The organism is Xylanibacter ruminicola (assembly GCF_900107775.1).
Lineage (GTDB): Bacteria > Bacteroidota > Bacteroidia > Bacteroidales > Bacteroidaceae > Prevotella > Prevotella ruminicola_C.
In genome coordinates, this window is the sequence record NZ_FNRF01000003.1 from 529687 (window position 1) to 555502 (window position 25816).

10 protein-coding genes are annotated in these 25816 nt (G+C 50.4%); 8 read left to right on the plus strand and 2 right to left on the minus strand.

The window, feature by feature from the left end; translation table 11 throughout:
* Window positions 1-3: 3 nt before the first annotated feature.
* Entirely contained in the window at window positions 4-2400 is a 2397-nt protein-coding gene (locus BLU97_RS09740) for a glycoside hydrolase family 2 TIM barrel-domain containing protein (RefSeq protein WP_074761370.1), read from the minus strand.
* Window positions 2401-2576: 176 nt separating this feature from the next.
* Here BLU97_RS09740 and BLU97_RS09745 point away from each other — a divergent pair, with 176 nt between their 5' ends.
* From BLU97_RS09745 to BLU97_RS09755, 3 genes are all read left to right on the plus strand, one after another.
* On the plus strand, window positions 2577-3755 hold the full coding sequence (locus tag BLU97_RS09745; RefSeq protein WP_074761371.1) for a rhamnogalacturonan acetylesterase: 1179 nt from the start codon (window positions 2577-2579) through the stop codon (window positions 3753-3755).
* Window positions 3756-3884: 129 nt separating this feature from the next.
* Window positions 3885-7013: a SusC/RagA family TonB-linked outer membrane protein gene (locus BLU97_RS09750; protein WP_074761372.1), complete on the plus strand. Its 3129-nt coding sequence runs from the start codon at window positions 3885-3887 to the stop codon at window positions 7011-7013.
* 15 nt (window positions 7014-7028) lie between these two features.
* Window positions 7029-9095 carry a RagB/SusD family nutrient uptake outer membrane protein gene (locus BLU97_RS09755; protein WP_074761373.1) on the plus strand — a complete coding sequence of 689 codons (2067 nt, stop codon included), beginning with the start codon at window positions 7029-7031 and terminating at the stop codon, window positions 9093-9095.
* Between the two features lie 129 nt (window positions 9096-9224).
* On the opposite strand, the gene BLU97_RS09760 is transcribed toward BLU97_RS09755, so the two are convergent.
* Entirely contained in the window at window positions 9225-13436 is a 4212-nt protein-coding gene (locus BLU97_RS09760) for a hybrid sensor histidine kinase/response regulator transcription factor (RefSeq protein WP_074761374.1), read from the minus strand.
* A 146-nt stretch (window positions 13437-13582) separates the two neighbouring features.
* On the opposite strand from BLU97_RS09760, the gene BLU97_RS09765 reads away from it, so the two are divergent.
* From BLU97_RS09765 to BLU97_RS09785, 5 genes are all read left to right on the plus strand, one after another.
* On the plus strand, window positions 13583-15541 hold the full coding sequence (locus BLU97_RS09765; RefSeq protein ID WP_074761375.1) for a rhamnogalacturonan lyase: 1959 nt from the start codon (window positions 13583-13585) through the stop codon (window positions 15539-15541).
* A 148-nt stretch (window positions 15542-15689) separates the two neighbouring features.
* Window positions 15690-18986, plus strand: a complete 3297-nt coding sequence (locus BLU97_RS09770) for a SusC/RagA family TonB-linked outer membrane protein (RefSeq protein ID WP_074761376.1) — start codon at window positions 15690-15692, stop codon at window positions 18984-18986.
* Window positions 18987-19022: 36 nt separating this feature from the next.
* Window positions 19023-21023, plus strand: coding sequence for a RagB/SusD family nutrient uptake outer membrane protein (locus BLU97_RS09775; protein WP_074761377.1), 2001 nt, complete (start codon window positions 19023-19025; stop codon window positions 21021-21023).
* Window positions 21024-21190: 167 nt separating this feature from the next.
* Complete coding sequence (locus tag BLU97_RS09780; RefSeq protein WP_074761378.1) at window positions 21191-22486, plus strand: sugar porter family MFS transporter; 1296 nt, start codon at window positions 21191-21193, stop codon at window positions 22484-22486.
* A gap of 29 nt (window positions 22487-22515) precedes the next feature.
* On the plus strand, window positions 22516-25815 hold the full coding sequence (locus BLU97_RS09785) for a DUF5107 domain-containing protein (protein ID WP_074761379.1): 3300 nt from the start codon (window positions 22516-22518) through the stop codon (window positions 25813-25815).
* Window position 25816 lies beyond the last annotated feature (1 nt).

Below are 25816 nucleotides of genomic sequence, written 5' to 3' on the forward strand. Positions count from 1 at the left end.
AGTTTATTTAGTTTCAAACTTGCTGACAACGGTTTTAAAGTTGTCGGATGTTGTCTTTAGTGTTACCTTTGATGGCTGGCTGCCTGCACGCAGGATAACCATAGCCGAACCATGCCATAGACGACGGTGATTGGTTACGTTCAGTTCGTCGCTCTCAATATCGCCATTGGTTACAGCCACAATGCGTGCATCACCTTCAACATCGAATTTCAGTTCGTTGTTGGCATCGGGTACACGGCGACCTTTGCTATCTACGGCGATGATGCGCACATGCTGCAGATCCTCGCCATCAGCCTTCCAGTTAGTGTTGTCGAGTATAGCCTGAAGTTTGACTGCCTTACCTGTGGTTTCGATAGCATGACGGGCTATCACCTTATCATTTTTGTAGGCTACTGCTTCTAACTTGCCAGCCTGATAGGGGATGGCTTTCCACAAAATGCGGTTGCGCTTTTCGGCATCGGTAGAGTTGGCCTGCTTACCAAGGCTTTTGCCATTCAGTAGCAGTTCTACCTCATCGCCATTGGTGTAAGTAAACAGATTTACTTTTGTGCCAGCGATGCGGTTCCAGTTTTCTGATTGGATATCGTTACCAGTCTGTATGCCGTTCCACTCTATGCCTGCATCAGTATCTTCGATAATGGCGATATGCACCATGGGGGTATCTGTAAGATAACTCTTCATAAAGTAAGCTTTGGGCTTGGGCTCTAACGCGATATCGAACACACCTTGTGCCCAACCTTTGGCTGGCCAGCCCTGACTTTCGCCTAAGTAATCGATAGCACCCCAGTAGGCCAAACCTATTACCTTGTTCAGATCCATCTCAAACCAGTTTGGCCCCATCTTGTTGATGCTTGCCTCGCTTTGGTAGAAAGTCATCCAAGGGAAACGGCGACCATCGCCAGGGAAATACATATACCTATAATTATAAGCCTGTATATCAGTGTGCATAGCCAGATCGCAGGGCAGCGAGTCGGTCTCCCAGTTGCGGTAACGTGGGTGCATGGCTACGGTAACCTTGCGAGTAGAGTCGTAGCGGTTCACTACGGGACGCATCATCTGGTAGCATGTAACACCAAAGTCGTTAAACGGCAGGTTGGGGTCTTGCTGCAGCTCGTTGCCTAAGCTCCACAGGATTACCGATGGTGAGTTGCGGTCGCGTTTCACCCACTCTGTCACATCCTGTGCCCAGTGGTTCATAAACGGCACGCGTCCGCCGGTATGCTGCTGGGTCCACTTGTCGTACAGCTCATCAACAACCAGTATGCCGTATTTATCGCACAGACGGATGAAATCGCGACTATAGGGGTTATGCGAGGTACGTATGTGGTTGATACCGAATTGCTTCATCAACAGTATGCGCTTCTCGATAGCGCGCGGGTAGGCGGCTGCACCTAAGGCACCTAAGGTGTGGTGGTTGGCATAGCCTTTGAGTAGCACTTTCTTACCGTTGAGTTTCAGACCGAAGTCGGGGCCATACTCGATGGTGCGGATACCGAACTGTTCGCTTACCTCATCTGCCACGGTGCCATCAGCATACAGTAACTGGCACACCGCTTTATATAAGGCGGGGTGTTCTGTGTCCCAAAGCTGAGCATTTGGAATCTCTATCTCGGGTGCCTGTATCGTGAGTGTACGTGTTTGTGGATTGCCTCCACGCTTAGCCGTCTGTTCAGTTACCAGTCTTCCCTGAGGGTCGTAAATACTTACCTTCATAACTGTTTGACGATTCTTAGTGCGATTTGTAAAATCGGCTGTTACATTTACATACTTATTATCACGTGTAGTGATGTAGAGCGGATGGCGCTCGAAATACAAATCCGCAGGCATATCGATGAGTGATACGTTACGGAACAAACCACCACCAGTGTACCAGCGTGAGTTCTTTTCGGTCATGGTATGTGCCTTGACGATAATCTCATTGTCCTCGCCATAGTGCCATAGTTTGGTTACGTCGATCTCAAAACCCACATAGCCATAATCGGTGCCACCAATATGCACGCCGTTCAACCATACATCGCCTACGTACATAATGCCTTCGAAGTCGAGCAGCAGGCGGCGATTATTCTTTAAATCTTCAATTTTTAAATTTTTACACTCTTCAATTCTTACATTTTTCTTGTACCAGCCTGCACCCATCTCCTTAAAGCCTCGGGCCGACAGGCGGCTTTTTATGTTGGCAGCCACATCGGTATTGTCGCCACGTTCGTCGGCACTCGGAGCTACCCATGGCTGTTCTATCTGAAAGTCGTGGGGTACGTCAACCTGGTGTGCGTTGGTAAACAACGAGTCGCGTGCAAACTCCCAACCCAGGTTCAGCGATTGTACTGTTCTGGGTTGTGCCCACATGCTCGTTGCCATGCATAGCGGTAAAACCAATGCGGTGATACGATTTGTATTCATCTCTTTCGTACGTTTTTAGTTTTCTGCTGCAAAAGTAGGTAAATATGCGGTGATGATACATATACGTTCGTTCTGAAATTAGCAATTTTGTACAAGTTTGATAGTTTACGGACAATAATCGGTCGTATGGTAGTGATAAAGGCAGTACTTTTGCACCATACTAATTAATAACTCTGATGAAAAGACTAATCATTCTAACAGTGGCCATAGCTGCCAGTCTGTGTGTCAAAGCGCAGACCATCGACACCTTATTATATAAGGAGAGTGTCAATCCTATCAATTTCTCGGTCCGAGTACCCGATGGTAATTATCGTGTTACCGTAACGCTCGGTTCAAAGAAACGTGCAGCCCAAACGGTGGTACGTGCTGAGAGCCGTCGCCATTATACCGATGTTATCAGTACCAAGAAAGGTAAATATCAAACCTTAAGTTTTGTGGTAAACAAGCACGAGCCTAAGATTGATGCAACTACCAGCGTGAAGCTGAAACCTCGTGAACTGACTTACAAGAACTGGGACGATGCCCTGAACCTGCAGTTCTGCGGTCCGGCTCCAGCCGTTCAGCGCATTATTATTTCGCCAGATACAACTGCCACTACGGTATTTCTGTGTGGCAACAGTACGGTGGTGGATCAGGAGCAGGAGCCTTGGGCTTCGTGGGGACAGATGATTACACGTTGGTTCGACGATAGGGTAGTGATAGCCAACTATGCCGAAAGCGGACTCTCGGCTACTACTTTCTTGGCACAACTGCGTTTGGATAAGATTCTTACCCAAATGCGAAAGGACGACTATGTGATTTGTGAGTTCGGTCATAACGATGAGAAGGAGAAGAAAGCAGGCGATGGTGCCTGGTACAGCTATACGCGTAATCTGAAGATATTTGTGGATCGCGTACGTGCCAAAGGTGGTAACATCATCTTTGTTACACCTACAGCCCGCAGATTCTTTGAGGCCGACCAGAAAACGTTGCGTAACACTCATGGCGATTATCCCGAGGCTATGCGTACAGTGGCTCGTAGAGAGAACGTGCCTGTGATTGAACTGAACGGTATGACTACCATACTGTATGAAACCTTAGGATACGAGGACTCGAAGAAGGCACTGGTACATTATCCAGCTAATACCTTTGCCAATCAGCCCGAAGCGTTGGCCGATAACACTCATTTTAATCCTTATGGCGCCTGGCAGGTAGCTAAGTGTATTGTGATGGGACTGAAGCAGATGCACTCGCCATTGGTAAAGTACTTGCGTACGGATTGGCAGGATTATAATCCCAATCAGCCTGATGATCCCGATGCCTTTGTATGGTATCCTTCGGGAAATGCCAATCTTACTAAGCCAGATGGCAATTAAAAATGAACGGTTTGTACGATAATCATAGTAAATGAACGATTTTGTAATATATAAAATAGGAAAAAACACCTACTTTTGCAGCAAAACCAAATTTTTTTCAAAACTATAAATTCAAAAAATTAACACAGTATGAAGGACATTGGTAAATCAAGTCTGAACAACAGCTGGGGCATGCTCCAGAGGTTGATGTTTACGGTTCTGTTCGCAGTGTTTGCTATTGGCGCATTCGCTCAGAACAAAGTAACCGGTACTGTCGTCGATGTACAGGGCGAGCCCATCATCGGCGCAAGTGTCGTTGTTAAGGGAACCAGTAATGGTACCGTTACCGATTTTGACGGTAAGTTCACTGTTGCTAACGCTCCCGCAAAAGGTAACCTCGTTATTAGTTATGTAGGTTATCGTTCACAAACTATTGCCCTTGGTGGTAAGAGCGACATTAAGATTACCCTCGAGGAGGATAAGCAGTTGCTCGACGAAGTGGTAGTAGTAGGTTATGGTGTTCAGCGTAAGAGCGATGTAACAGGTGCGCTTGCACACATGGATGCCAAGGAATTGACAAACATGCCTGTAAGCAATGCATTGCAGGCTATGCAGGGTAAAGCTGCCGGTGTGGATATTACCAATAGCCAGCGTCCTGGTGAAGTAGGTTCTATAACCGTTCGTGGTCAGCGTTCTATCGATGCTAGTAATGGTCCACTTTACGTTGTTGATGGTATGACTATCCAAACAGGTGGTATTGAGAATATTAACCCTGCCGACATCGAAAGTATTGAGGTTTTGAAGGATGCTTCTTCAACCGCTATCTATGGTAGCCGTGGTGCTAACGGCGTTGTACTTGTTACAACCAAAAAGGGTAAGCAGGGTAAGGTTACTTTAAACTACTCAGGCACCGTTACTTTCTCTAAACTCAGTAATGTTGCAGAGATGATGAGTGCTGCAGAGTGGTTGAAGTATTCTCGTTATGCTTACTATAATCAGGGTGCATATGGTGATGGTACACCTAACTACGATCTTGACTATAAGATTTATGGTAATGTTCCTGCTTCTTGGGCAAACATCGAAAAGGGTTGGAGTGCCGATCACACCACATTTGATTATTCAAAAGTTGGTTCATACGATTGGGAAAGTGCAGGTAAACGTACTGGTATTGCTCACGAACACACATTGAGTGCATCGGGTGGTACAGATAAGTTCAGTGGCTATGGTTCTTTCGGTTACTTGAACGAGAGGGGCGTTATGCCTGGTCAGAGCTACCAGCGTTTCACTTTTAATACCTCTTTCGAGGGTAAGGTGCTTCCTTATTTCACTATGGGTGTGACCATGAATGCCTCTTATGGCACTCAGGAGTATGGTTATAGTTTCACCAAATCTACAACTGGTGCTGGTGACTACTACAATGCACTACGTGGTATGCTGCCTTGGTCAGTTCCTTATGATGCTGATGGCAACTTCATTGAGTATCCTACTGGTGATGTAAACATTCAGAACCCCATCGATGAGTTGAACTATACCAAGAACCAGCGTAAGAACTTCCGTATCAACGGTAGTGCTTATGGTCAGATTAATTTTGGTCAGATATGGAATCAGCTTGAGGGACTTTCATATCGCATTCAGTTTGGTCCTGAGCTCCAGTATTATCGTGCTGGTACTGCCAATGCAGCAGAGGGTATCAACGGTGCTGGTCGTAACCAGATTGTATATAATCCATATCAGCGTGTAGCTTGGACTTTGGATAACATTGTAAACTATAATAGAACTTTTGCAGATATCCATAATGTTGGTATCACACTGTTGCAGTCGGCTTCTGATTTCCACTATGAGAGCGGTAATATTCGTGCTAATGTGGCTACAGCCGAAGAGTTGTGGTATAACGCTCACTCTAATAATGATCCTACTGATTATTCTACAGGCCTGACTGAGACTTCGATGACTTCATACATGGCACGTTTGAACTATTCGCTTATGGATCGCTACCTGCTCACGGCTTCTATGCGTTGGGATGGTGCTTCTCAGCTTTCTAAGGGTCACAAGTGGGCCAGCTTCCCTTCAATTTCTTTGGGTTGGCGCATGGAGCAGGAGAAGTTTATGAGAAATATCACATGGATTGATCAGTTAAAACTCCGTTTGGGTTGGGGTGTATCAGGTAATGCTGCTATCTCAGCCTATGCTACAAAGGGCGCTATTCAAGATCTGACATACACCTGGGGTAAGACTACTGAGGTAGGTTATGTACCTTCTGATCCAAATGCTAAGAGTCCTAACATGATGGCTAACCAGGAACTGGGTTGGGAGAAGACTTCACAGTGGAACTACGGTATCGATTATAGTTTCCTGAACGGCCGTATTGGTGGTTCTCTGGATGTATATACTACTTATACCAAGGACCTGCTGATGTCAACCACTATTCCATCACTCAATGGTTATACAACAACAATGGCTAATGTGGGTGAGACTTCAGGTTGGGGTATCGACTTGCAGATTAATGCACTGCCAATTAAGACTAAGGACTTTGAGTGGAATACCGTTCTTTCTTGGTCGCTCGATCGCAACAAGATTGAGAAACTGAATAATGGTGTTACTGAGAACATCAACCGTAGATGGTTTGTTGGTGAAGAGATTGGTGTTTACTACGATTATGTTTACGATGGCATCTGGAAGACCTCTGAGGCTACAGAGGCTGCCAAGTATGGTTGCAAGCCTGGTCAGATTCGTGTAAAGGATCTGAACGATGACGGTAAACTGGATGATAACAACGACCGTGCTATTGTGGGTAAGGTTCGTCCTCGCTGGTCAGCTGGATGGCGCAATACATTTACATATAAGGAGTTCGAGCTCTCGTTCTTCATCTTCTCTCGTTGGAAGTTCACCGTTCCTGCTGGCTCTGCTAACCTCGATGGTCGCTACGCTATGCGTAGCCTCGATTACTGGATCGCAGGCGAGAATGAGGATGCCCTCTATTATGGCCCTGGTACCAATGGTCAGGCACAGGATCGCTATGCCTCCTCTATGAACTATCAGGATGGTTCTTACATCAAGATGCGTAACATCTCTTTAGGTTATAACTTCACCAAGAAGCAGCTTAAGCCTCTGGGCATCAACTCTCTGAAGGTATATGTACAGGCCATGAACCCATTCACTATCTATTCAAAGTGCAAGTGGCTTGATACTGATATGATGAACTACGATAACAATACTCGCAACTTTGGTACTACAACTACCATCCGTAGCTGGGTTGTTGGTCTTAATGTTGGATTCTAAAAATTAGATAGAGATATGAAACTCAATAAAGTATATATCGCGGCACTTCTTGTTGCCGGAACAGTGGGAATGTCGTCGTGTAAGGAGGATTTCCTTGACGAAAACCAAATAACCAAGCATGATACAGAGTATTTTAAGACTCAGGAAGGTATCGATGCGCTCGTGACAGGTGCTTATCAGACACTGAAGTTCCGCTATGAGTATCAGTGGGCCTACAAGATGTGGCACATGGGAATCGACGAGTTTACTGGTGGTAATAACGATATGGCTGACTACAATCACTACAGCTCAGCTTTGAACTCTTCACAGGGAGATTTGGCAACTGTATGGAATACCTACTATGGCCTGATTGAGCAGTCAAACATTATTATCCAGAATGTTCCTGTGTATTATAACAAAAGCAACGCCAACTATAATACCCGTTTGGGCGAAGGTTATTTCCTTCGTGCCTATGGTTACTTCGAGTTGGTTAAGCTCTTTGGTGGTGTGCCCATTAAGTTGTCGCCATCAGTAGGTGTTGAGACTTACTTCACCCGTGCTTCAGAAGAGGATTGTTACAAGCAGATTATTAGCGATTTCGAGCAGGCATACAATCTGCTGCCTACAAGCAGCAACCAGACAGGTCGTATTCTGAAGAGTGCTGCTGCCCATTTCCTGGCAAAGGCTCACCTCTTCCGTGCTTCTGAGGGTTGTGACAATTGGAATAGCAGTTATAAGGCTGCCGACCTGGATGCTGTTATTAAGTATGGTAAGGAGGTTATTGCTGCTCATCCTTTGTGTGGAAACTTCCTCGATTTATGGAACTACACCAAACCTAATGACGCTAACGAGAGCGTTAGCGAGGTTGTGCTGGCTGCCCAGTTCTCTGATAACTCAGATTCTTGGGGCCGTTTCGGAAACCAAATGAGCCTTTGCTATCCTTCGGTTTATCAGAATCTCTCAGGTTGTGTACGTGATATCTCTGGTGGTCGTGAGTTCTGTTATGTAAGTGCTACTGAGTATGCGATGGAGGTATTTGATCGTGTAAACGACTCTCGTTTCTGGAAGTCATTCATTACCTGCTACGGATGTAACAAGGGTAGTGCAGCTCCTAAGTGGGATGCTTCTGACGCAGCTTACTTCCCAGAGGGTGCTGTTGCTGGCGATACTCGTTTCAAGGGTGGTGAGATTGGTATTAAGTATATCGTTAACAATCCTGAGGATACCCGCTTTACAGATGCTGGTACTGGTCGTAGCGATCTAGCTGTGCTGAAGGATGGTAAGCTTGAGAATACTCACACATTTATTCGTTACTATGCCAATGAGTCGTTCAATTGGAATGTGAAGAAGGAAGAGCGTACTGGTAACTATTACACTCTGTATCCTCACAACCGCAGTGTAGCCCTGTCAAAGTATCGTGATGGCTCACGTAATGGTTACAACTCTCAGTTTGGTTGCCGTGATGCTATCACTGCCCGATCTGCAGAGGATGTGCTGATGGTTGCTGAAGCATATATCCGCAAGGGTGAGAGTGAGTATGGTAATGCTATTACCTATCTGAACATGCTGCGCGACCGTGCTGGTTACGCCGCAGGTGAGGATCGCTCTAAGAGCCCTGATGGTGGTCAGGCTTATTTGAACAATCCTCTCGGAACAGGTGTTGCTAACCTCGATGGTGCCATCTATACCGATGCTAACACCTACTACGAGTCTAACAATATTGCAGTTACAACAGCTGAGACCAAGTCTGTTATGCACTTGAATAGTGTTGCCGATGTTTATAATATGCCTAACGAACAGCGTATTTACAAGGCTTTGAATTGCACTACCAATGCTCAGAAGATGATGTGCTTCCTGCTTGATGAGCGCAGTCGCGAGCTGATTGGTGAGGGACATCGTTATGAGGATCTGGTTCGCACACGTACACTTGATGCTCGTTGGCATGCCTTCAACGATGGCGCTGGTCAGGGTATTGGTAATTTTGATCCTGCTAAGCATTACTATCGTCCTATTCCTCAGTCGTTCCTCAACGATATTACAAATGAGGATGGTAGCAGTCTGACTGCTGAACAGAAACAGGCTATGCAGAACCCTGGTTATTAATTCTACCAACTAGACATAATTTGGTTCATACATATTAAATGTTAGCAGATTAATTAAGGTTAGTTGTTTTTTGAAAACCGCCCCATGAGTAGCGACTCATCGGGGCGGTTTCTTATTCTTTGCGAAAAGCTACTTTTCGCCCTTACCGAATTTGCTGGGTGGAACACCGTACTTTTCTTTGAAGCACTTGTAGAAATAGGTAGGTGATTGGAAACCTACTTTGTAGCTTACTTCGGTGACGTTCAGATCGCCCTCGATAAGCAGTTCGGCGGCACGCTTCAATCGCTCGTTCTGCAGATAGCTGTTGGGTGACATGCCTGTAAACTCCTTCATCTTACCATAGAACTTGGTGCGTCCCATTTTTAAGAGCGAGGCGAGGGTATCCACATTAAAGTCGGCATCACCTAAGCGCTGGGCCACGATGGTCTCCATCTTTTCGCGGAAACGCTGGTCGGCCTCGTCGGTGATGATGGGGGCATTGATCTTTGAGCTTTGAGCATTGAGCTTTAGATTTTCATCTGTTGGCTGGAGACGGCTGTACCACTTTATTAATTGGGTAATGCGCAGTACCAGCAGTTCAAAGTTGCAGGGCTTTACCATATAGTCGTCGGCGCCGGCCTTGTATCCACGCAGCAGCTGGTCGTCGCCATCCAGCGAGGTAAGCATAATCATCGGTGTGTTGCGTGTAGCCTCGTTGGCACGCAGCTGGCGCACAATCTCAAAGCCGTTTACATCGGGCAGCATCACATCGCACAGAATCAGACTTGGCTGCTGCTCGCCGATATCGCTCAGCGCCTTCTGTCCCTCGGTATAGCTGATGGTACGGAAATAGCGGCCCACACTCTCGCGAATCTGGTCGAGCATGTCGGGATCGTCCTCGATGATAGCCACGGTATAGTTCTCGTTAAAGGCCACAGGAGCCAGTTCGCGGATATGATCGGGCGTAGGCTCGGGCTCGTACTGGGTGTTCACAGCGGTACTGCCGGCATAGTCGTCGGCACTATATACATCGGCAGTGGCGGGGATGGTAACGATGAAACGCGAGCCACCCTCGGCAGCAATGCGCTCGTAGGCTAAACGTCCCTTGTGGAGCAAGGCCGACTGATAGGCGGTGTACAATCCGATACCCATGCCACCCTGCGATACGTAGCCGTGCATAAAGGGCTGGTAAAGCTGTGGTATCTGCAGCTCGCTGATGCCAGGACCGCTATCCTCCACAATCAGTTGCAGTTGCTGCTGATCGTCGGAAAGTTTTGCTTTCAGACTGATGCTGCCGCCCTGTGGAGTGTATTTGATAGCGTTCGAGAGTAGGTTGTAGAGAATGGTCTCGATCAAGTGTGGGTCGAACGTCAATCGATGCTGATGGGCGAATGGGGTAAAGGTGAGCTGTTGATCCTTGCGGGCGGCCACCTCGCGGAACTCGTCGCAGGTGGTACGGGCCAGTTTGATGATATCGTCCTCAACCACAGCCAAACGCTGGTTACCTGTGTTGATACGTCGGAACTCCATCAGCTGGTTAACCAGCTTGGTAAGTCGTAGTGTGCCTCGGCGCACCGTCTGCACAGCCGAACGCGACACCTGTGCATCGTTACCCTTCTGGGTGAGCTTGTCGGCGGCACCACTGATGATGGCCAATGGTGTACGGAACTCGTGGGCGATATGGGTAAAGAAGTTCAGTCGGAAGGTGGTGAGCTCCTTCTCTACACGTATCTGCTGGTCGAGCTCGAAGTTGCGGCGCCAAAAGCGGTAGAAATACCAGCACAACACGCCAATTATAAATAGGTAGATGAGCCATGCCCACCATGTGTTGTACCAAGGCTGACGGATAATCACTGTAAACACATACTCCTCGCTCCACTGGTTGTTCTTGTTCAGCGAACTCAGGTGGAACTGGTAGGTGCCTGGTGGCAGTCCGTTGTAGCGGGCGCTGTTATCGCTGGTAAGCTGTCGCCAGTCGTGCTCAAGCCCCTCCATGTAATAGCGGTACTGGGTTGAGGCTATGCCGGCATAGTCGAGGTTAGAGAAACCTAATTCGATAGAGTTCTGGTCGTGATTCAGTACCAATCGGCGGTCGCTGGTAGTAAGGTAACGTGCCACACCATTAATGCTCACCATGGTGATGATGGGTCGACCAGCCTTCTCGGGTGTGTCGGCATTCAGTCGCTCTGGTTCCAGAATCATCATACCGTAGGCTGTACCAAACAGCAGTCGTCCATCGGGCAGCATAGCAGTACTGTTCTCGCTGTAGATATTACTCTCGAGCGTATGTCCGAACTGGTATGAGTTTACCTTGCCATCCTTGCGGATACAGGTAATGCCGTTGTCGGTACCTGCCCACACGTTGCCTTGACGGTCGGAGGTTACGCTCAGAATATTGTTGGTAATCAGTCCATCGTGGGTGGTATATCCCTGCTGGATGCTGAACTTGCCATCCTGGTAGCGGCACTTCTGCAAGCCACCGCCACGACCGCCTACCCAGATGTTACCAGCCGAGTCGGGCATCAGACACGAGATTTCGTCGAAGGGGAAGTCGCCATGCTGGATGTTATGACTGATGAAATCATCGTCGGTCAGCGTTTTCTTCAGCATGTCGATATGATACACGCCGTTGTTGGTGGCCAGCCAGTAGTGGTGGCGGTTGTCGGCACGGATGATACGAATCAGACTCTCGTTGTACGAGCGCTTCATCAGATGCGTGATGTTCAGCAGTCCGTCGGCCTCCAGGCGCACCACAAACAGTCCGTCACCCCAGGTGGCAATCCACAATCGACCTAATGGGTCTTCGGTAATATCATAGATCTGACTGGATGGGAATTCGATAGGCTTGCCGTCGATATACAATCCGCCACCGCGAGTGCCCATCCACTGGTGGCCACGACTGTCCTTGTAATAAGCGTAAACGGCAGCAGGCAGCGTGGTGGCTGTGGCGCTTTGCCACGAGGTGGGGTTCAGCTCGTACAGCATGTTGTCGCGGGTGCTCAGCAGCACGCGGTTGCCGCCCGTGTAGCTTACCATACGTACAAAGTTACTCCAGTCGCCTTTGCGGTTGGGTTGTGGGTAGAAATAGTCGGCATTGGTCTTGTCGGGAGGTAGGATACAGGTGAGTCCTGTAGATTCCTCGCTCAGCCAGATGCAGCCGCTACGGTCGATGAGGATGTTGTTCAGATAGCTGTTGCCCACAATGGCCCATGGCGAAGTGGCTGAATAGTGCTGCAGGCGGTCGTTTTGGATGTCGTACACAAACAGGCCGTTACCATAGCTGGCAATGTAGTACTGTCCGTCGGCACCTTTCTTGATATTATAACGACGGAAACGCTCAACGGTTGATTTCACGCCCTGCATCAGGTTCAGCACGCGCATGTCGCCCTGGGCAGGAAATACGTAGAGTATGCCGGTGCTGTTGCTCACAAAGTAGTTGTCGTCGTTGGTCAGTCCTTCCATCAGTGCCCCTCCGCGCACGTGATATTTTTCGGTGGCAGCCGCCGTGCCCAGTTTGGGGTTCACCATAATCGTCTGGTTGTTGGTCATAATCATCCAGCAGCCGTGCCACTGGAAACTGGCGGAAACCATATTGATATTGTTCACGTCGGCAGCGATGGGTATGCGTCGCAATTCGCGACCCTGCCCATCGAAGGTGTAAACCAGTCCGGTGTTGGTGAGTGCCAGCATCTGCTTGCCAATCTGTATGCCGCGGCGGAAGAATATGCCCTTGGCAATGGTGCGTGCCTTGCCTTTGGCATCGATGATGGTGATGCCAGATGAGGTCATGGCCCAGAGCCGTGCCTGCGAGTCTTCGAAGGCATCGTTCACGTGGTTGATGGGCAGTCCGCCGTTAGCCTTGGTATAGTCGGTACAGCTCACGGGTCCGTCGGTATTGCCCTTTACGCGGCGCACACCGCTCTCATCGTCGAACATCCACACCACACCCTGCTTGCCACGTATAAATCGGCGATAGGTGCGGGCATGGTCGCCTTTGTTGGTAAAGTCGATAAAACAACCTGCGCGCAGGTCGTAACAGCAATACACGTAGGTACTGGTGCGCATCCACAGGTGGCGCTTATCGTCGTCGGGGAACACGTAACCCACCACACCATGGATAGGGTCGCTCTCGGGCCCCAGGTTGTAGATGTTGTAGAAGTGGTATCCATCGTATCGGCACAAGCCGTTGGCTGCGGCCATCCAGATGTAGCCGTCGGCATCCTGCGTCATGTCGAATATCTGATTGCTGGGCAGTCCATCGGCCGAACTGATATGGCGGCTGTTGGTTAGAATCTTGTTTTGTGCCGACAGCATGGTGCTGATGCCGAGCAGGCACAGTATGAGGTTTCGTTTCAAGTTCATTGATGTTAGTTGTTATTTGGTGCAAAAGTAGCTATTATTTCCGAGAAATAAGCACGTAAAACGAACAATTCTACAGATTTTTGTATAAAAAGTCGAGCGCATATTATAAATAAGGCGTAAATTTGCAACAAAAACATGATTTAACGATGAAAAGGAATACACTAACAACCGTACTCATGCTGTTGGGCGCCACCATGCTGCAGGCCCAGCCGCGTTATGACATGCAGCATATCAACCGCGAACAGCTGGATCGTGGCGTGGTAGCCATCCGTAGTGGCAATCGGGTGATGGTTAGCTGGCGCACGCTTACCAGCGATGCCGTTGGTCAGCCCTTTGATGTGTACCGCAACGGACAAAAGCTGAATTCTAAGCCCTTGTGCCAAGGTGGTACCTTTTTTGTTGATGAGGCGCCGTTGACTGCCGATGCTACCTACGAGGTGCGTGGTGGCGGCAAGAACGGCAGCTACCAGTTGCGTGCCAATGCCCCCGAAGGTTATCTGCCCATCAAACTGCAGAAACCTGCCGATGGCGTAACTCCCGACGGACGTACGTTCGGCTATACGGCCAACGATGCCAGTGTGGGCGATGTGGATGGCGACGGACAATACGAGATACTGCTGAAGTGGGACCCTACTAATGCCCACGATAATGCCCATGATGGCTATACCGGACCCACGTTGTTGGACTGCTACCGATTGGACGGTACACTGCTGTGGCGTATCGACTTGGGTATCAACATCCGTAGTGGCGCCCACTATACACCTTTTATATTCTATGATTTGGATGGCGACGGGCGTGCCGAGCTGATGGTACGTACCAGCGATGGTACCCGCGATGGAGTAGGGCGCGTGATAGGCGATGCCAATGCCGACTACCGCCACCATGCGCCTGCCAATGCCGAGAATCCCAAGCCCGAAGGCGAGTGGGTTAAGTATAATAAGCAGGGGCGCCCTAAAACAGGGCGTATATTAACCGGCAACGAATACATCACCGTGTTTGATGGCTTAACGGGTAAGGCTTTGGATACCAAACCCTATGTGCCTGCACGTGGTAACCTGAGCGACTGGGGCGATAACTATGCCAACCGCTCCGACCGTATGCTGGCTGCTGTGGGCTATCTGGATGGTAAGCATGCCTCGGCCATCTTCTGTCGCGGCTATTACACCCGTACCGTGCTGGCTGCCTGGGATTGGGACGGTCGCGAACTGAAACAGCACTGGGTCTTCGATACCAACAGCAAGGGTGTTGGCAAGGATGGCAAACCGCTGCATAGCTATGCGGGGCAGGGCAACCATAACCTGCGTGTGGCTGATGTGGATGGCGACGGCTGCGATGAGATAACCTACGGCTCGATGGCGGTAGATCACGATGGTCGTGGCCTGTATAATACCGGTATGGGGCATGGTGATGCGCTTCACCTGATGGCTTTCGACCCGAAGAGTGCCGAACTGCATGTGTGGGACTGTCACGAGAACCGTCGCGATGGCAGCGATTTCCGCAATGCCCGTACTGGCGAGGTGATATTCAAGATACCATCAACCAACGATGTGGGGCGCTGCATGGCGGCTGATATCGACCCCACCAATCCTGGCTTGGAGATGTGGAGCACCGATAGTCATGGCATCCGTAACATGAAGGGCGAGGTGCTTTACACAGCCGAAGACCCTGATGACCCGCAGCACAGGCAGCACCTGAAGCTGGGTGGCCGCCACCTGTCGGTTAACTTTGGTATCTGGTGGGATGGCGATCTGCTGCGCGAACTGCTCGACCACGAAACCGTGAGTAAGTACGATTGGAAGAACCATACCATTAAGGATGTAACTAAGTTCCATGGAGTAGTATTCAATAACGGGACCAAATCCAACCCTTGTCTGTCGGCCGATATCTTAGGCGATTGGCGCGAGGAGGTGATAGCCCGCACTCCCGACAGCAGCGAGTTGCGCATCTTTGTGTCGCCCATCCCAACAGCCTATCGTATCAACTGCCTGATGGAGGACATCCCATACCGCCTTTCAACCGCAGCCCAGAACGTGGGCTACAACCAACCATCGGAGCCCGGATTCTATCTCGGTCCCGATGAGACGGTACAGCCATTTTTGAAATAGGCTTTTTTACATATTATAACAATTTGAGTAATTTTTCTGGTGTAATTTTGCATTAAATCGGAAAAATTACTTAATTTTGTGCCCTGAAAAGATTTTGGAAAGAGTGTTTACTAACAATAATAATTAACTAACTCATCAAAAAATTAAAATGTACAAGATGAATCAATTGTCAACAAGGCGCGTGTGTTTAACATCGGCCTTGGCTGCGTTGCTCTTAGCTGGTGCGCCTGTAAACTATGTGATGGCGTATGGTGGAGTGACTGGTATTCAGCAAACTTCAAGTGTTAATGGTGTTGTGGTTGACCAGACTGGCGAAGCCATTATTGGTGCCACCATCAAAGTTAAGGGTAGCCAGAAAGGCGCCATTAGCGATTATGATGGTAACTTTACCATCGATGCCCAGCGTGGTGATGAACTCGAGATTAGCTACATCGGCTACAAGACTCAGGTTATCAAGGTCGCTGGTCAGCATGTAAAGGTAACCCTTTTGGAGGATTCAAAGGCTCTCCAGGAGGTGGTAGTAGTAGGTTTCGGTACTCAGAAGAAGGTGAATCTGACGGGTGCCGTTTCTGTTGTTGATGGCGACGAGCTGGCTCAGCGCCCCGTAGCAAATGCCGCTCAGGCCTTGCAGGGTGTTGTTCCTGGACTGCAGATTGCATCAACCAGCGGTTCGCTCGATGCATCACCCAGCATCAACGTTCGTGGTACCGCCACTATCGGTGAGGGTTCAAGCGGTTCGCCTCTGATCCTGATCGACGGTATGGAGGGCGACCTGAACACCATCAACCCACAGGATATCCAGAGCATCTCGGTTCTGAAGGATGCTGCTGCATCATCAATCTATGGTAGCCGTGCACCTTTCGGTGTGATCCTGATTACCACTAAGAACGGTGGCAAGGACAGCAAGGTGAAGGTGAACTATAACAACAGTTTCCGTTTCAGCAACCTGATTCGTGGCAAGCACATGATGAACTCGGTTGACTATGCTTCGTGGTTGAACGATGCCAAGACCAATCAGGGTCAGTCGGTATTCTTCGATGCCGAGCGCATGGCAGCCATCAAGGAGTATCACGATGCCACCCCAGTAGGTCCTGGCACCCGTCGCACAGCCGATGGCAAGCTGGTTTACGCTATCGGTTCGCAGAACGGTGTGACCTGGGACGACGGTTACGGTTACGGTATCGACGATGTGGATTGGTACGACGTGGTTTACCGCAACTCAGCCTTCTCGCAGGAGCACAATGCCAGCGTGAACGGTGGTTCCGAAAAGCTTAACTTCTATGCCTCAATCGGTTATCTGGACCAGGGCGGTTTCATGAATATGGGTAGCGATGGTTACAAGCGCTACAACGGTACCGCCAAGATGAACATCGAGCTGGCCAAGTGGATTCGCATGAACTACAACATGCGTTTTGCCCGCACCAACTATCATCGTCCAGCTGCCCTTACCAGCAGCCTGTATAACGATATGGCCCGTCAGGGTTGGCCTATGCTGCCTCTCTACGATCGCAACGGCTATCTGTACTCATCACCATCACCAGCTCTGGGTTTGGCAACAGGTGGTGTGGATCGTAAGGAGCGCGACGTGCTCAACCACCAACTTGGTTTCGTGATCGAGCCTATCAAGAACTGGATTACCCATATCGATTTCAACTACAAAATAGATAATGCCATCCGCCACTGGGATAGCCAGCGCACCTACAACCACAACGTGGCTGGCGAGGCTATCATCTACAACCAGAACTCGAATGTTCACGAGGATGAGTATAAGGATAACTACCTGAACTTCCAGGCCTACACCGAATACACTTGGTCGCTGGCCGAGAAGCACAACTTCCACGTGATGGGCGGTTTCCAGACCGAGCAGCTCAAGCGCACTCAGTTCGGCCTGCAGCGCAACGGTATCCTGGATCCTACCAAGTCGGAGGTTGACCTGACCAACGGTCTGAGCTACTCGGGCCAGGCTATCGTTCCTGATGTGAACGGTTCGCGCAACCAGTGGCAGACAGCCGGTTTCTTCGGTCGTGTGAACTACAACTACGACGAGAAGTACCTGTTCGAGGCTAACCTGCGTTACGATGGTACCTCACGTTTCCGTAGCGACAAGATGTGGAAGCTATTCCCCTCAGTATCACTGGGTTGGAACATCGCCCGCGAGAAGTTCTGGGAGAATCTGGCCGGTACTGTCAACACCCTGAAGCTGCGTGCTTCTTATGGTTCGCTGGGTAACCAGAACATCAACAACTGGTATCAGACCTATCAGACCATCGCCTACAACTCGGTGGCTGGTTCATGGTTGCAGAATGGCGCTAAGCCTAACACCACCAGCGCTCCTGGACTGGTTTCGGCCCTGCTGACATGGGAGAAGGTGGAGAGCTACGACCTGGGTCTCGACTTCGGTGCTTTCAACAACCGACTGACTGGTACTTTCGATTACTATATCCGTAACACCAAGGATATGGTTGGTAACGCTCCTGAGCTGCCTGCCATCCTGGGTACTGGTGTGCCCGTGACCAACAATACCGACTTGCGCACTGCTGGTTGGGAGTTGCAGATCAGCTGGCGCGACGTGCTCAAGAACGGTCTTTCTTACGGTGTTACCTTCAACATCTCTGATGCCCGCACCAAGATTACCCGTTATCCTAACAACCCCACCGGTTCGATCAACAACTACATCGAGGGTCGTTACATGAACGAGATCTGGGGCTTCGAGACCATCGGTATCGCTAAGAGCGACGAGGAGATGAACGCTCACCTGGCAACAGCCGATCAGAGCTCACTGGGCAGCAACTGGGCTGCTGGTGACATCATGTACCGCGACCTGAACGGCGATAACAAGATTTCGCGCGGCGCTCAGACACTGGCCGACCACGGCGACCTGAAGGTGATTGGTAACTCAACACCTCGCTACCTGGTTGGTTTGAACCTGAATGCAGCTTACAAGGGCTTTGATATCAGCGCCTTCTTCCAGGGCGTGATGAAGCGCGACTGGTGGATTGGCGGCTCATGGGGCGGCGGTCTGGAGTATCTGTTCGGTACCACCAACTCATGGGAGTGGTGGAGCGTAGGTATCACCGACGTTCAGGACTACTATCGCGATGCCAACACCTGGTCGGTACAGAACGGTTACCAGCAGGCTAACCAGGATGCCTGGTTGCCCCGCGTACAGTTCAGCGACAAGAACGAGCAGGCCCAGACACGCTACCTGATGAATGGTGCTTATGTTCGCCTGAAGAACCTGCAGCTGGGTTACACCCTGCCACGCCAGATTACTCAGCCTTGGGGCATCAGCAACCTGCGTGTATTTGTTTCGGCCGAGAACCTGTTTACTATCACCAAGATGCCTCACCAGTTCGATCCTGAGCTGATGTCGAACTCAGTTGATCAGAACAACGGCTATCCTTTGCAGAAGACATTTGCATTCGGTCTTAACGTATCATTCTAATGGTAAACATTCACGTAAAAAAAAGATTAGGAAATTATGAAACTCTATAAATCATCATTCATAGCATTGGCTCTCGCAGCTGGCGTTACTTCATGTACCGACTATCTGGAGCAGGAGCCACCATCATCGCTGACACCAGAGAATTTCTACACCAGCGAGGATCAGGTGCAGGCTGTAGCAAACCGTTTTTATCAGGACATCATGCCTGGTCATGGCGGTTGGGACTACGGAACCTACACTAACGATAACAATACCGACGTTCAGGCAGCCCGCACACCAAGCGTCAAATTCTCGGCCAATCTGTGGCACACCGCCCAGAGCGAGGGCGACTGGTCGTGGGGTAACATCCGCAACGTGAACTATCAGCTGGCTGAGCTCAAGGCTAAGTTGGCCCAGAATGCCATCAGCGGCAACGAGACCAACATCCGTCAGTATGTGGGCGAGATTTATTTCTTCCGTGCCTATGCTTACTTCGACATGCTGAAGAAGTATGGCGACCTGCCTATCCTGACCGAGGCTCTGCCCGATAACGAGGCAGTGCTCGTAGCAGCCAGCCATCGTCAGCCTTGTAACGAGGTGGCTCGTTTCATCGTGAACAACCTGGATACAGCCATCACTTACATGAAGCCCGACTTTGAGAAGCGCCACACCCGCATCTCGGCCGACGCTGCCAAGCTGTTCAAGAGCCGCGTGGCCCTCTACATGGGTTCATGGCTCACCAACTTTGCCGGCACTCCATTCGTGCCCAATGGTGCAGGATGGCCCGGTGCTGCCAAGAATCCTGGCTACCAGTTCCCCACTGGTTCGATAGAGAACGAGGCTAAGTACTTCTTCGAGACTGCTGCTGCAGCAGCCGAGGAGGTGGCCGAGAAGTATAAGAACAGCCTGACTATCAACAACGGCGTGGTTCCTCAGGCCGAGGGCGAGAGCAATCCTTACCTCGAGTTGTGGGGCACTACCAACTGCACAGGCAAGAGCGAGATTCTGCTGTGGCGCGAGTACAGCAAGTCGCTGGGCCTGAACAACGATATCGAGGTGGCTGTTGAGAAGGGTAACATCGGTACAGGCGTGACCCGTTCGCTGGTGGAGCGCTACGTGATGGCCGATGGTAAGCCTATCTACGCTTCGGCCTATACCTACGACGACTCTGAGATTGCCAAGGTGGTTGAGAACCGCGACCCACGCCTGCAGGTGATGCTGAAGGTGCCCGGACAGGTGAACTGCTTTAAGAACGTGACCGACGATGCCGGTACACACTGGACTCAGACAGAGCCTACACCAAACATCACCAACGCTAATGCCGAGGATGGATATATCACTGGTTACGCTATCCGCAAGGGTATGACTTTCGACCGTTCGCTCACTGCCAATGGCGGTAGCTACAACGCTTGCGTTATCTTCCGTGCCACCGAGGCACTGCTCAACTACATCGAGGCTGAGTATATGCTCACCAAGAACATCAACTCGGGCAAGATTCTGGAGTACTGGAAGAAGGTGCGCGAGGCTGCCGGATTCACCGGTGCTGCCATCGATCCTCAGGTGACCATCGCTGCTACCGACATGACCAAGGAGACACTCGACTGGGGTGCTTACACCGCTGGCGAGCTGCTCACCGATGCTACACTCTACAACATCCGTCGTGAGCGCAGCTGTGAGTTCTTGGCCGAGGGCTTGCGCGACATGGACCTGAAGCGCTGGCGCGCCTACGAGCAGCTGATCAAGAAGCCTGTTTATGCCGAGGGTATCCACCTGTGGAACACACCGATGGAGAAGTGGTATAACGACCTCGTGGCCGATGGCTCGAGCAGCTCGAACGTATCGCAGAAGAGCATCAGCGAGTATCACTGCCCACACGTGGTTAACATGACCAACAACAACTACGCTAACGGTCTGACCTGGCGTATGGCCTACTATCTGCAGCCACTGCCTCTGCGCCAGTTCCTGCTGACAGCACCCGACCACGCCAGCATCGATCAGAGTCCGATGTACCAGAACCCATACTGGCCCACCGAGACCGATGCCCCTGCACAGCAGTAATCTGATATCAGATATCCATTCAAGGGTCTCTCGCCATTTGGCGGGGGACCTTTTTTTGTTTTTTACTATGCCGTAAAATAATCCATGTTTTATCGTTGTTTTTTCTATGTGTGTTGTACGGGAAATACATTACCTTTGCACCGTGAAAATTAAAAACGTTTAAAGATATGCAAAGCTATAACAAAGGTTTTCTGTATTTCATCTGCGCCGTGTCGGCCATGGGCGGACTGCTTTTTGGTTACGACTGGGTGGTGATAGGCGGTGCCAAACCCTTTTATGAGTTGTATTTTGACATTAGCCATTCGCCTTTGATGCAAGGTGTAGCTATGACTACTGCCTTGATTGGTTGTCTGGTAGGCGCTATGGTGGCAGGTGCCGCTGCCGATAAGTACGGTCGCAAACCGCTGTTGATGACATCGGCAGTACTGTTTACGGTGTCGGCCATCGCCACGGGCTTGTTCAATGATTTCACCTTATTTAATATCGCCCGTTTTGTGGGTGGTATAGGCATCGGTGTGGCTTCGGCCTTGGCACCTATGTATATAGCCGAGGTGAGTCCGGCTGAGATTCGCGGTCGCATGGTGAGTCTGAACCAGATGACCATTGTGCTTGGTATACTTGGTGCGCAAATCGTAAACATGCTGTTGGCGCGCGATACGGCTGTAGCCGAGAGTCAGGCGTGGAATGTAGAGTGGGGCTGGCGCTGGATGTTCTGGGCCGAAACCGTTCCTGCAGCGCTGTTCCTACTGATGAGTTTCTTCATACCCGAGAGCCCAGTGTATTTGGCATTAAAGCAGGGCAAAACTGATGGCTCGCTGAAGCGCGAGGCTGGTTTGGGCGAACTGTTCCAGCAGAAATATGGCAAGGTTTTGCTGTTGGGTTTGGTTATAGCCGTATTCCAGCAGTGGTGCGGCACCAACGTGATTTTCAACTACGCTCAGGAGATTTTTGTGGGTGCAGGCTTCGATGTGGATGGTATGTTTATCAATATCGTCATCACAGGTATCGCCAACGTGGTGTTTACCTTTGTGGCACTCTATACCATCGAGAAGTGGGGCCGCCGTACGCTCATTCTGATTGGCGCTGGCGGACTGGGACTGATTTACCTTACGCTTGGCACCTGTTACTTTATGGGTATGACGGGCATGCTGATGGTAGCCCTGGTAGTGGCTGCTATCTCTGTGTATGCTATGACGTTAGGCCCTGTTACGTGGACGCTGTTGGCCGAGATATTCCCACACCGCGTGCGTGGCATCGCCATGGCTACGTGTACCTTTGCCCTTTGGGTGGGCTGTTGCACGCTTACCTTCTCGTTCCCATCCATGAATGCGGCTTTAGGCAGTAGCGGTACGTTCTGGATTTATAGCGGCATCTGCGTGTGTGCCTTTATCTATCTGCTGCGCAACTGCCCCGAAACCAAAGGCAAGAGTCTGGAGGAGCTGGAGAGTGAACTCGTGAAGTAGGGATAATGTAAAAATGTAAAAATTAAAATATGGTAAAAGCTTGGAGAGAAATCGTGACTATTCCTACCTACGAAGTAGGAAAGCCCGAGAAGAACCCGATGTTCCTGGAAAAACGTGTTTATCAGGGTTCTAGTGGCGTGGTATATCCTTATCCCGTTATCGAGTCGATGAGCGACGAGAAGGTGGATAAAGAGTATAAGGCCGTTTATATCGAGAACGAGTATATCAAGGTGATGATACTGCCCGAACTGGGCGGACGTGTGCAGATGGCTTACGATAAGATTAAGCAGCGCCACTTTGTGTATTATAATCATGTTATTAAGCCCGCATTGGTAGGCTTAGCTGGTCCTTGGATTAGCGGTGGTATCGAGTTTAACTGGCCCCAGCACCATCGTCCATCCACCTACATGCCCGTTGATAGCACCATTGTTGAGAACGAGGATGGCTCTATCACCGTATGGGTAAACGAGATGGAGCGCATGTTCCACCAAAAGGGTATGGCAGGCTTTACCCTGCGCCCTGGTTGTGCTTATCTCGAAATTCAGGGTCGCGTCAGCAATCGCACCAATCTGCCGCAGACATTCCTGTGGTGGGCCAACCCAGCCGTTGAGGTTAACGATGCCTACCAGAGTGTGTTCCCACCCGATATCAATGCCGTGTTCGATCATGGAAAGCGTGCCGTAAGCAGCTTCCCCATCGCCACAGGCACCTATTATAAGATGGACTATTCGGCTGGTGTCGATATCTCTAACTATAAAAATATCTTCGTACCCACCAGCTATATGGGTGTAAACTCGCGCTTTGACTTCGAGGGTGGTTACGAGAACGATACCAAGGGTGGCATGCTGCATGTGGCCAGTCACCACTACTCGCCAGGCAAGAAGCAATGGACTTGGGGTAACGGCGACTTTGGTCGCGCTTGGGACCGCAACCTCACCGACGAGGCTACACCCGAGGAGATGGCTCAGTGGCATATCGATCGCGAGGGCTTCCGTCCCTATATCGAGCTGATGGCAGGCGTATATACCGAGAACCAGCCCGACTTTACCTGGCTGATGCCTTACGAGGAGAAACAGTTTGTGCAGTACTTCATGCCTTATCGCGAGGTGGGCATCGTCAAGCAGGCCTCAAAGGATTTCGTGATGAATATCGAGCAGGCTGATGCTACCCATACCACCTTTAAGATTCTGGCTACTTCGAAGAAAGAGGTACGCATTGTACTCGAGGATAAATTCAGCCATGAGTATTATAATCAGGTAGTAACCCTCTCTCCCGAGGAGGTGCTCATAGAGACGGTGGATACCCAGGATGCGCAGTTAAGCGATATGTTTTTGACCATCGATCGTCCAGAGAATCCCCGCATGCTTCCATTGTTAGAGTGGCATGCCGAGGATGATAAAATCCGTCCTATCCCCGATGCCGCCGAGGCTGCGCTCTCGCCACAGGATACCAAGACTGTCGATCAGCTTTACCTTACAGGTTTGCACCTCGAGCAGTATCGACATGCCACATGGAGCGCACTCGATTATTACGAGGAGGCTCTGCGCCGCGATCCTATGGATTACCGCTGTAACATGCAGATGGGCTTATGGTACCTGCGCCGCGCTCGTTTCGATAAGGCTATAACCTATCTCGAAACAGCCGTAAAGGTTCAGAAAAAGCGCAATCCCAACCCCTATGATGGCGAGGCTCTGTTTTATCTGGGTGTTGTTAATAAGCTGCTGGGGCAATATGGTGTGGCCTACAATTGCTTCTGGAAATCTACCTGGAACAAGGGTTGGGCCGATGCCGGCTATTTCGAGGCCGCCTGCATCAGCATCGCTGCTGAAAAATGGGAGGATGCGCTCGACGAACTCGAACGCGCCCTCATTAGCAACAGTCATAACCACAAGGCACGTGCCATGAAGGCTGCCGTGCTGCGCAAATTAGGTCGAAAAGATGAGGCTTTGGCTTGGATTACGGAGTCGTACACCATTGATCCATTCAGCTATGTGTGCATGGTCGAGGAGCACCTGCTTACAGGCGATGATGCACCGCTCAATCGCATGGTAGAACTCATGCACGGCAACATCTATAACTACCACGAAACAGCCCTCGATTATATGCAGGCCGGTTTGAACAACGAGGCTGCGCTGGTGCTGCAAGCCGCCATCAAGCGTGGGGTAGAGGAGTCGCCACTCACCTATTATTATCTGGCAAATGTTATGGGTTTGGCCGATGTTAAGGAGTATGTCAACAAGGCTATAACTGCGTCTCCCGATTATTGCTTCCCTAATCGATTGGAAGATGCACGTATGCTCGAGGCCTTTAAGCTAATTCACGATCCCAAGGCACCTTACTATCTGGGCTGCCTGTATTACGACAAGCGCCAGTACGATTTGGCTATCGAGAATTGGGAACTCTCGGCCAAGCTCGACCCTAACTTTCCAACCGTATGGCGCAACCTGGCTCTCGCACGCTTCAATAAGCAGGGCAATCATGAGCAGGCACTCGAATATATGGAGCGCGCCTTCCATCTGGATGAGAACGATGAGCGCATCTTCATGGAGCTCGCCCAGCTTTACAAGCGCCTGCACCGTCCGCATGCCGAGCGCCTGGCCTTCTACGAGCAGCATGCCGAGCTGATAGAGCGCCGCGACGACCTCGTGCTCGAACATGCCACTCTGCTCAATATGCTGGGCCGCTACGAAGAGGCTAAGGCGTTGATTGATAACCGCATCTTCCATCCATGGGAGGGTGGCGAAGGCAAGGTGAGCGGTCAGTACCAGATGTGCCGCCTTGAGATTGCCAAGCAGCTGCTGCAAAAGAATGCCAACGATGCCCGCGCCAAGCAGCTTCTTGAGGAGTGCCTCGTGTTCCCACATCATTTGGGCGAGGGCAAGCTCTATGGCTCGCAGGATAACGACTTCCTCTACTTCCTGGGTCGATATGAGGAAGGTATCGTAGGCCCAACCGAGCCCGCTGCCGCTATGTACTACAACGATGCTAAGCCCGATAAAATCTTCTATGCCGCCCTGTGCTACCGCAAACTCGGTCAGGAAGATAAGGCCCGCTCGCTGTTCCATAAGCTCATTAACTACGGCAAGCAGCACATCTTCGACCATGTGGTGATGGACTACTTTGCCGTATCGCTGCCCGACCTGCTGGTTTGGGAGGGCGACCTCGACGAGCTTAACCGCATCCACTGCCTGTACATGCTCGCCCTGGGCTATTACGGCATGGGCGACAAGGAAAAGGCCATGAAATATCTGGCTGAGGTAGAGGAAATGGACAATAATCACCTAGGCGCCCGCCAGTTCCGCACCCTGATGGCCGCCGAAAACAACTAAC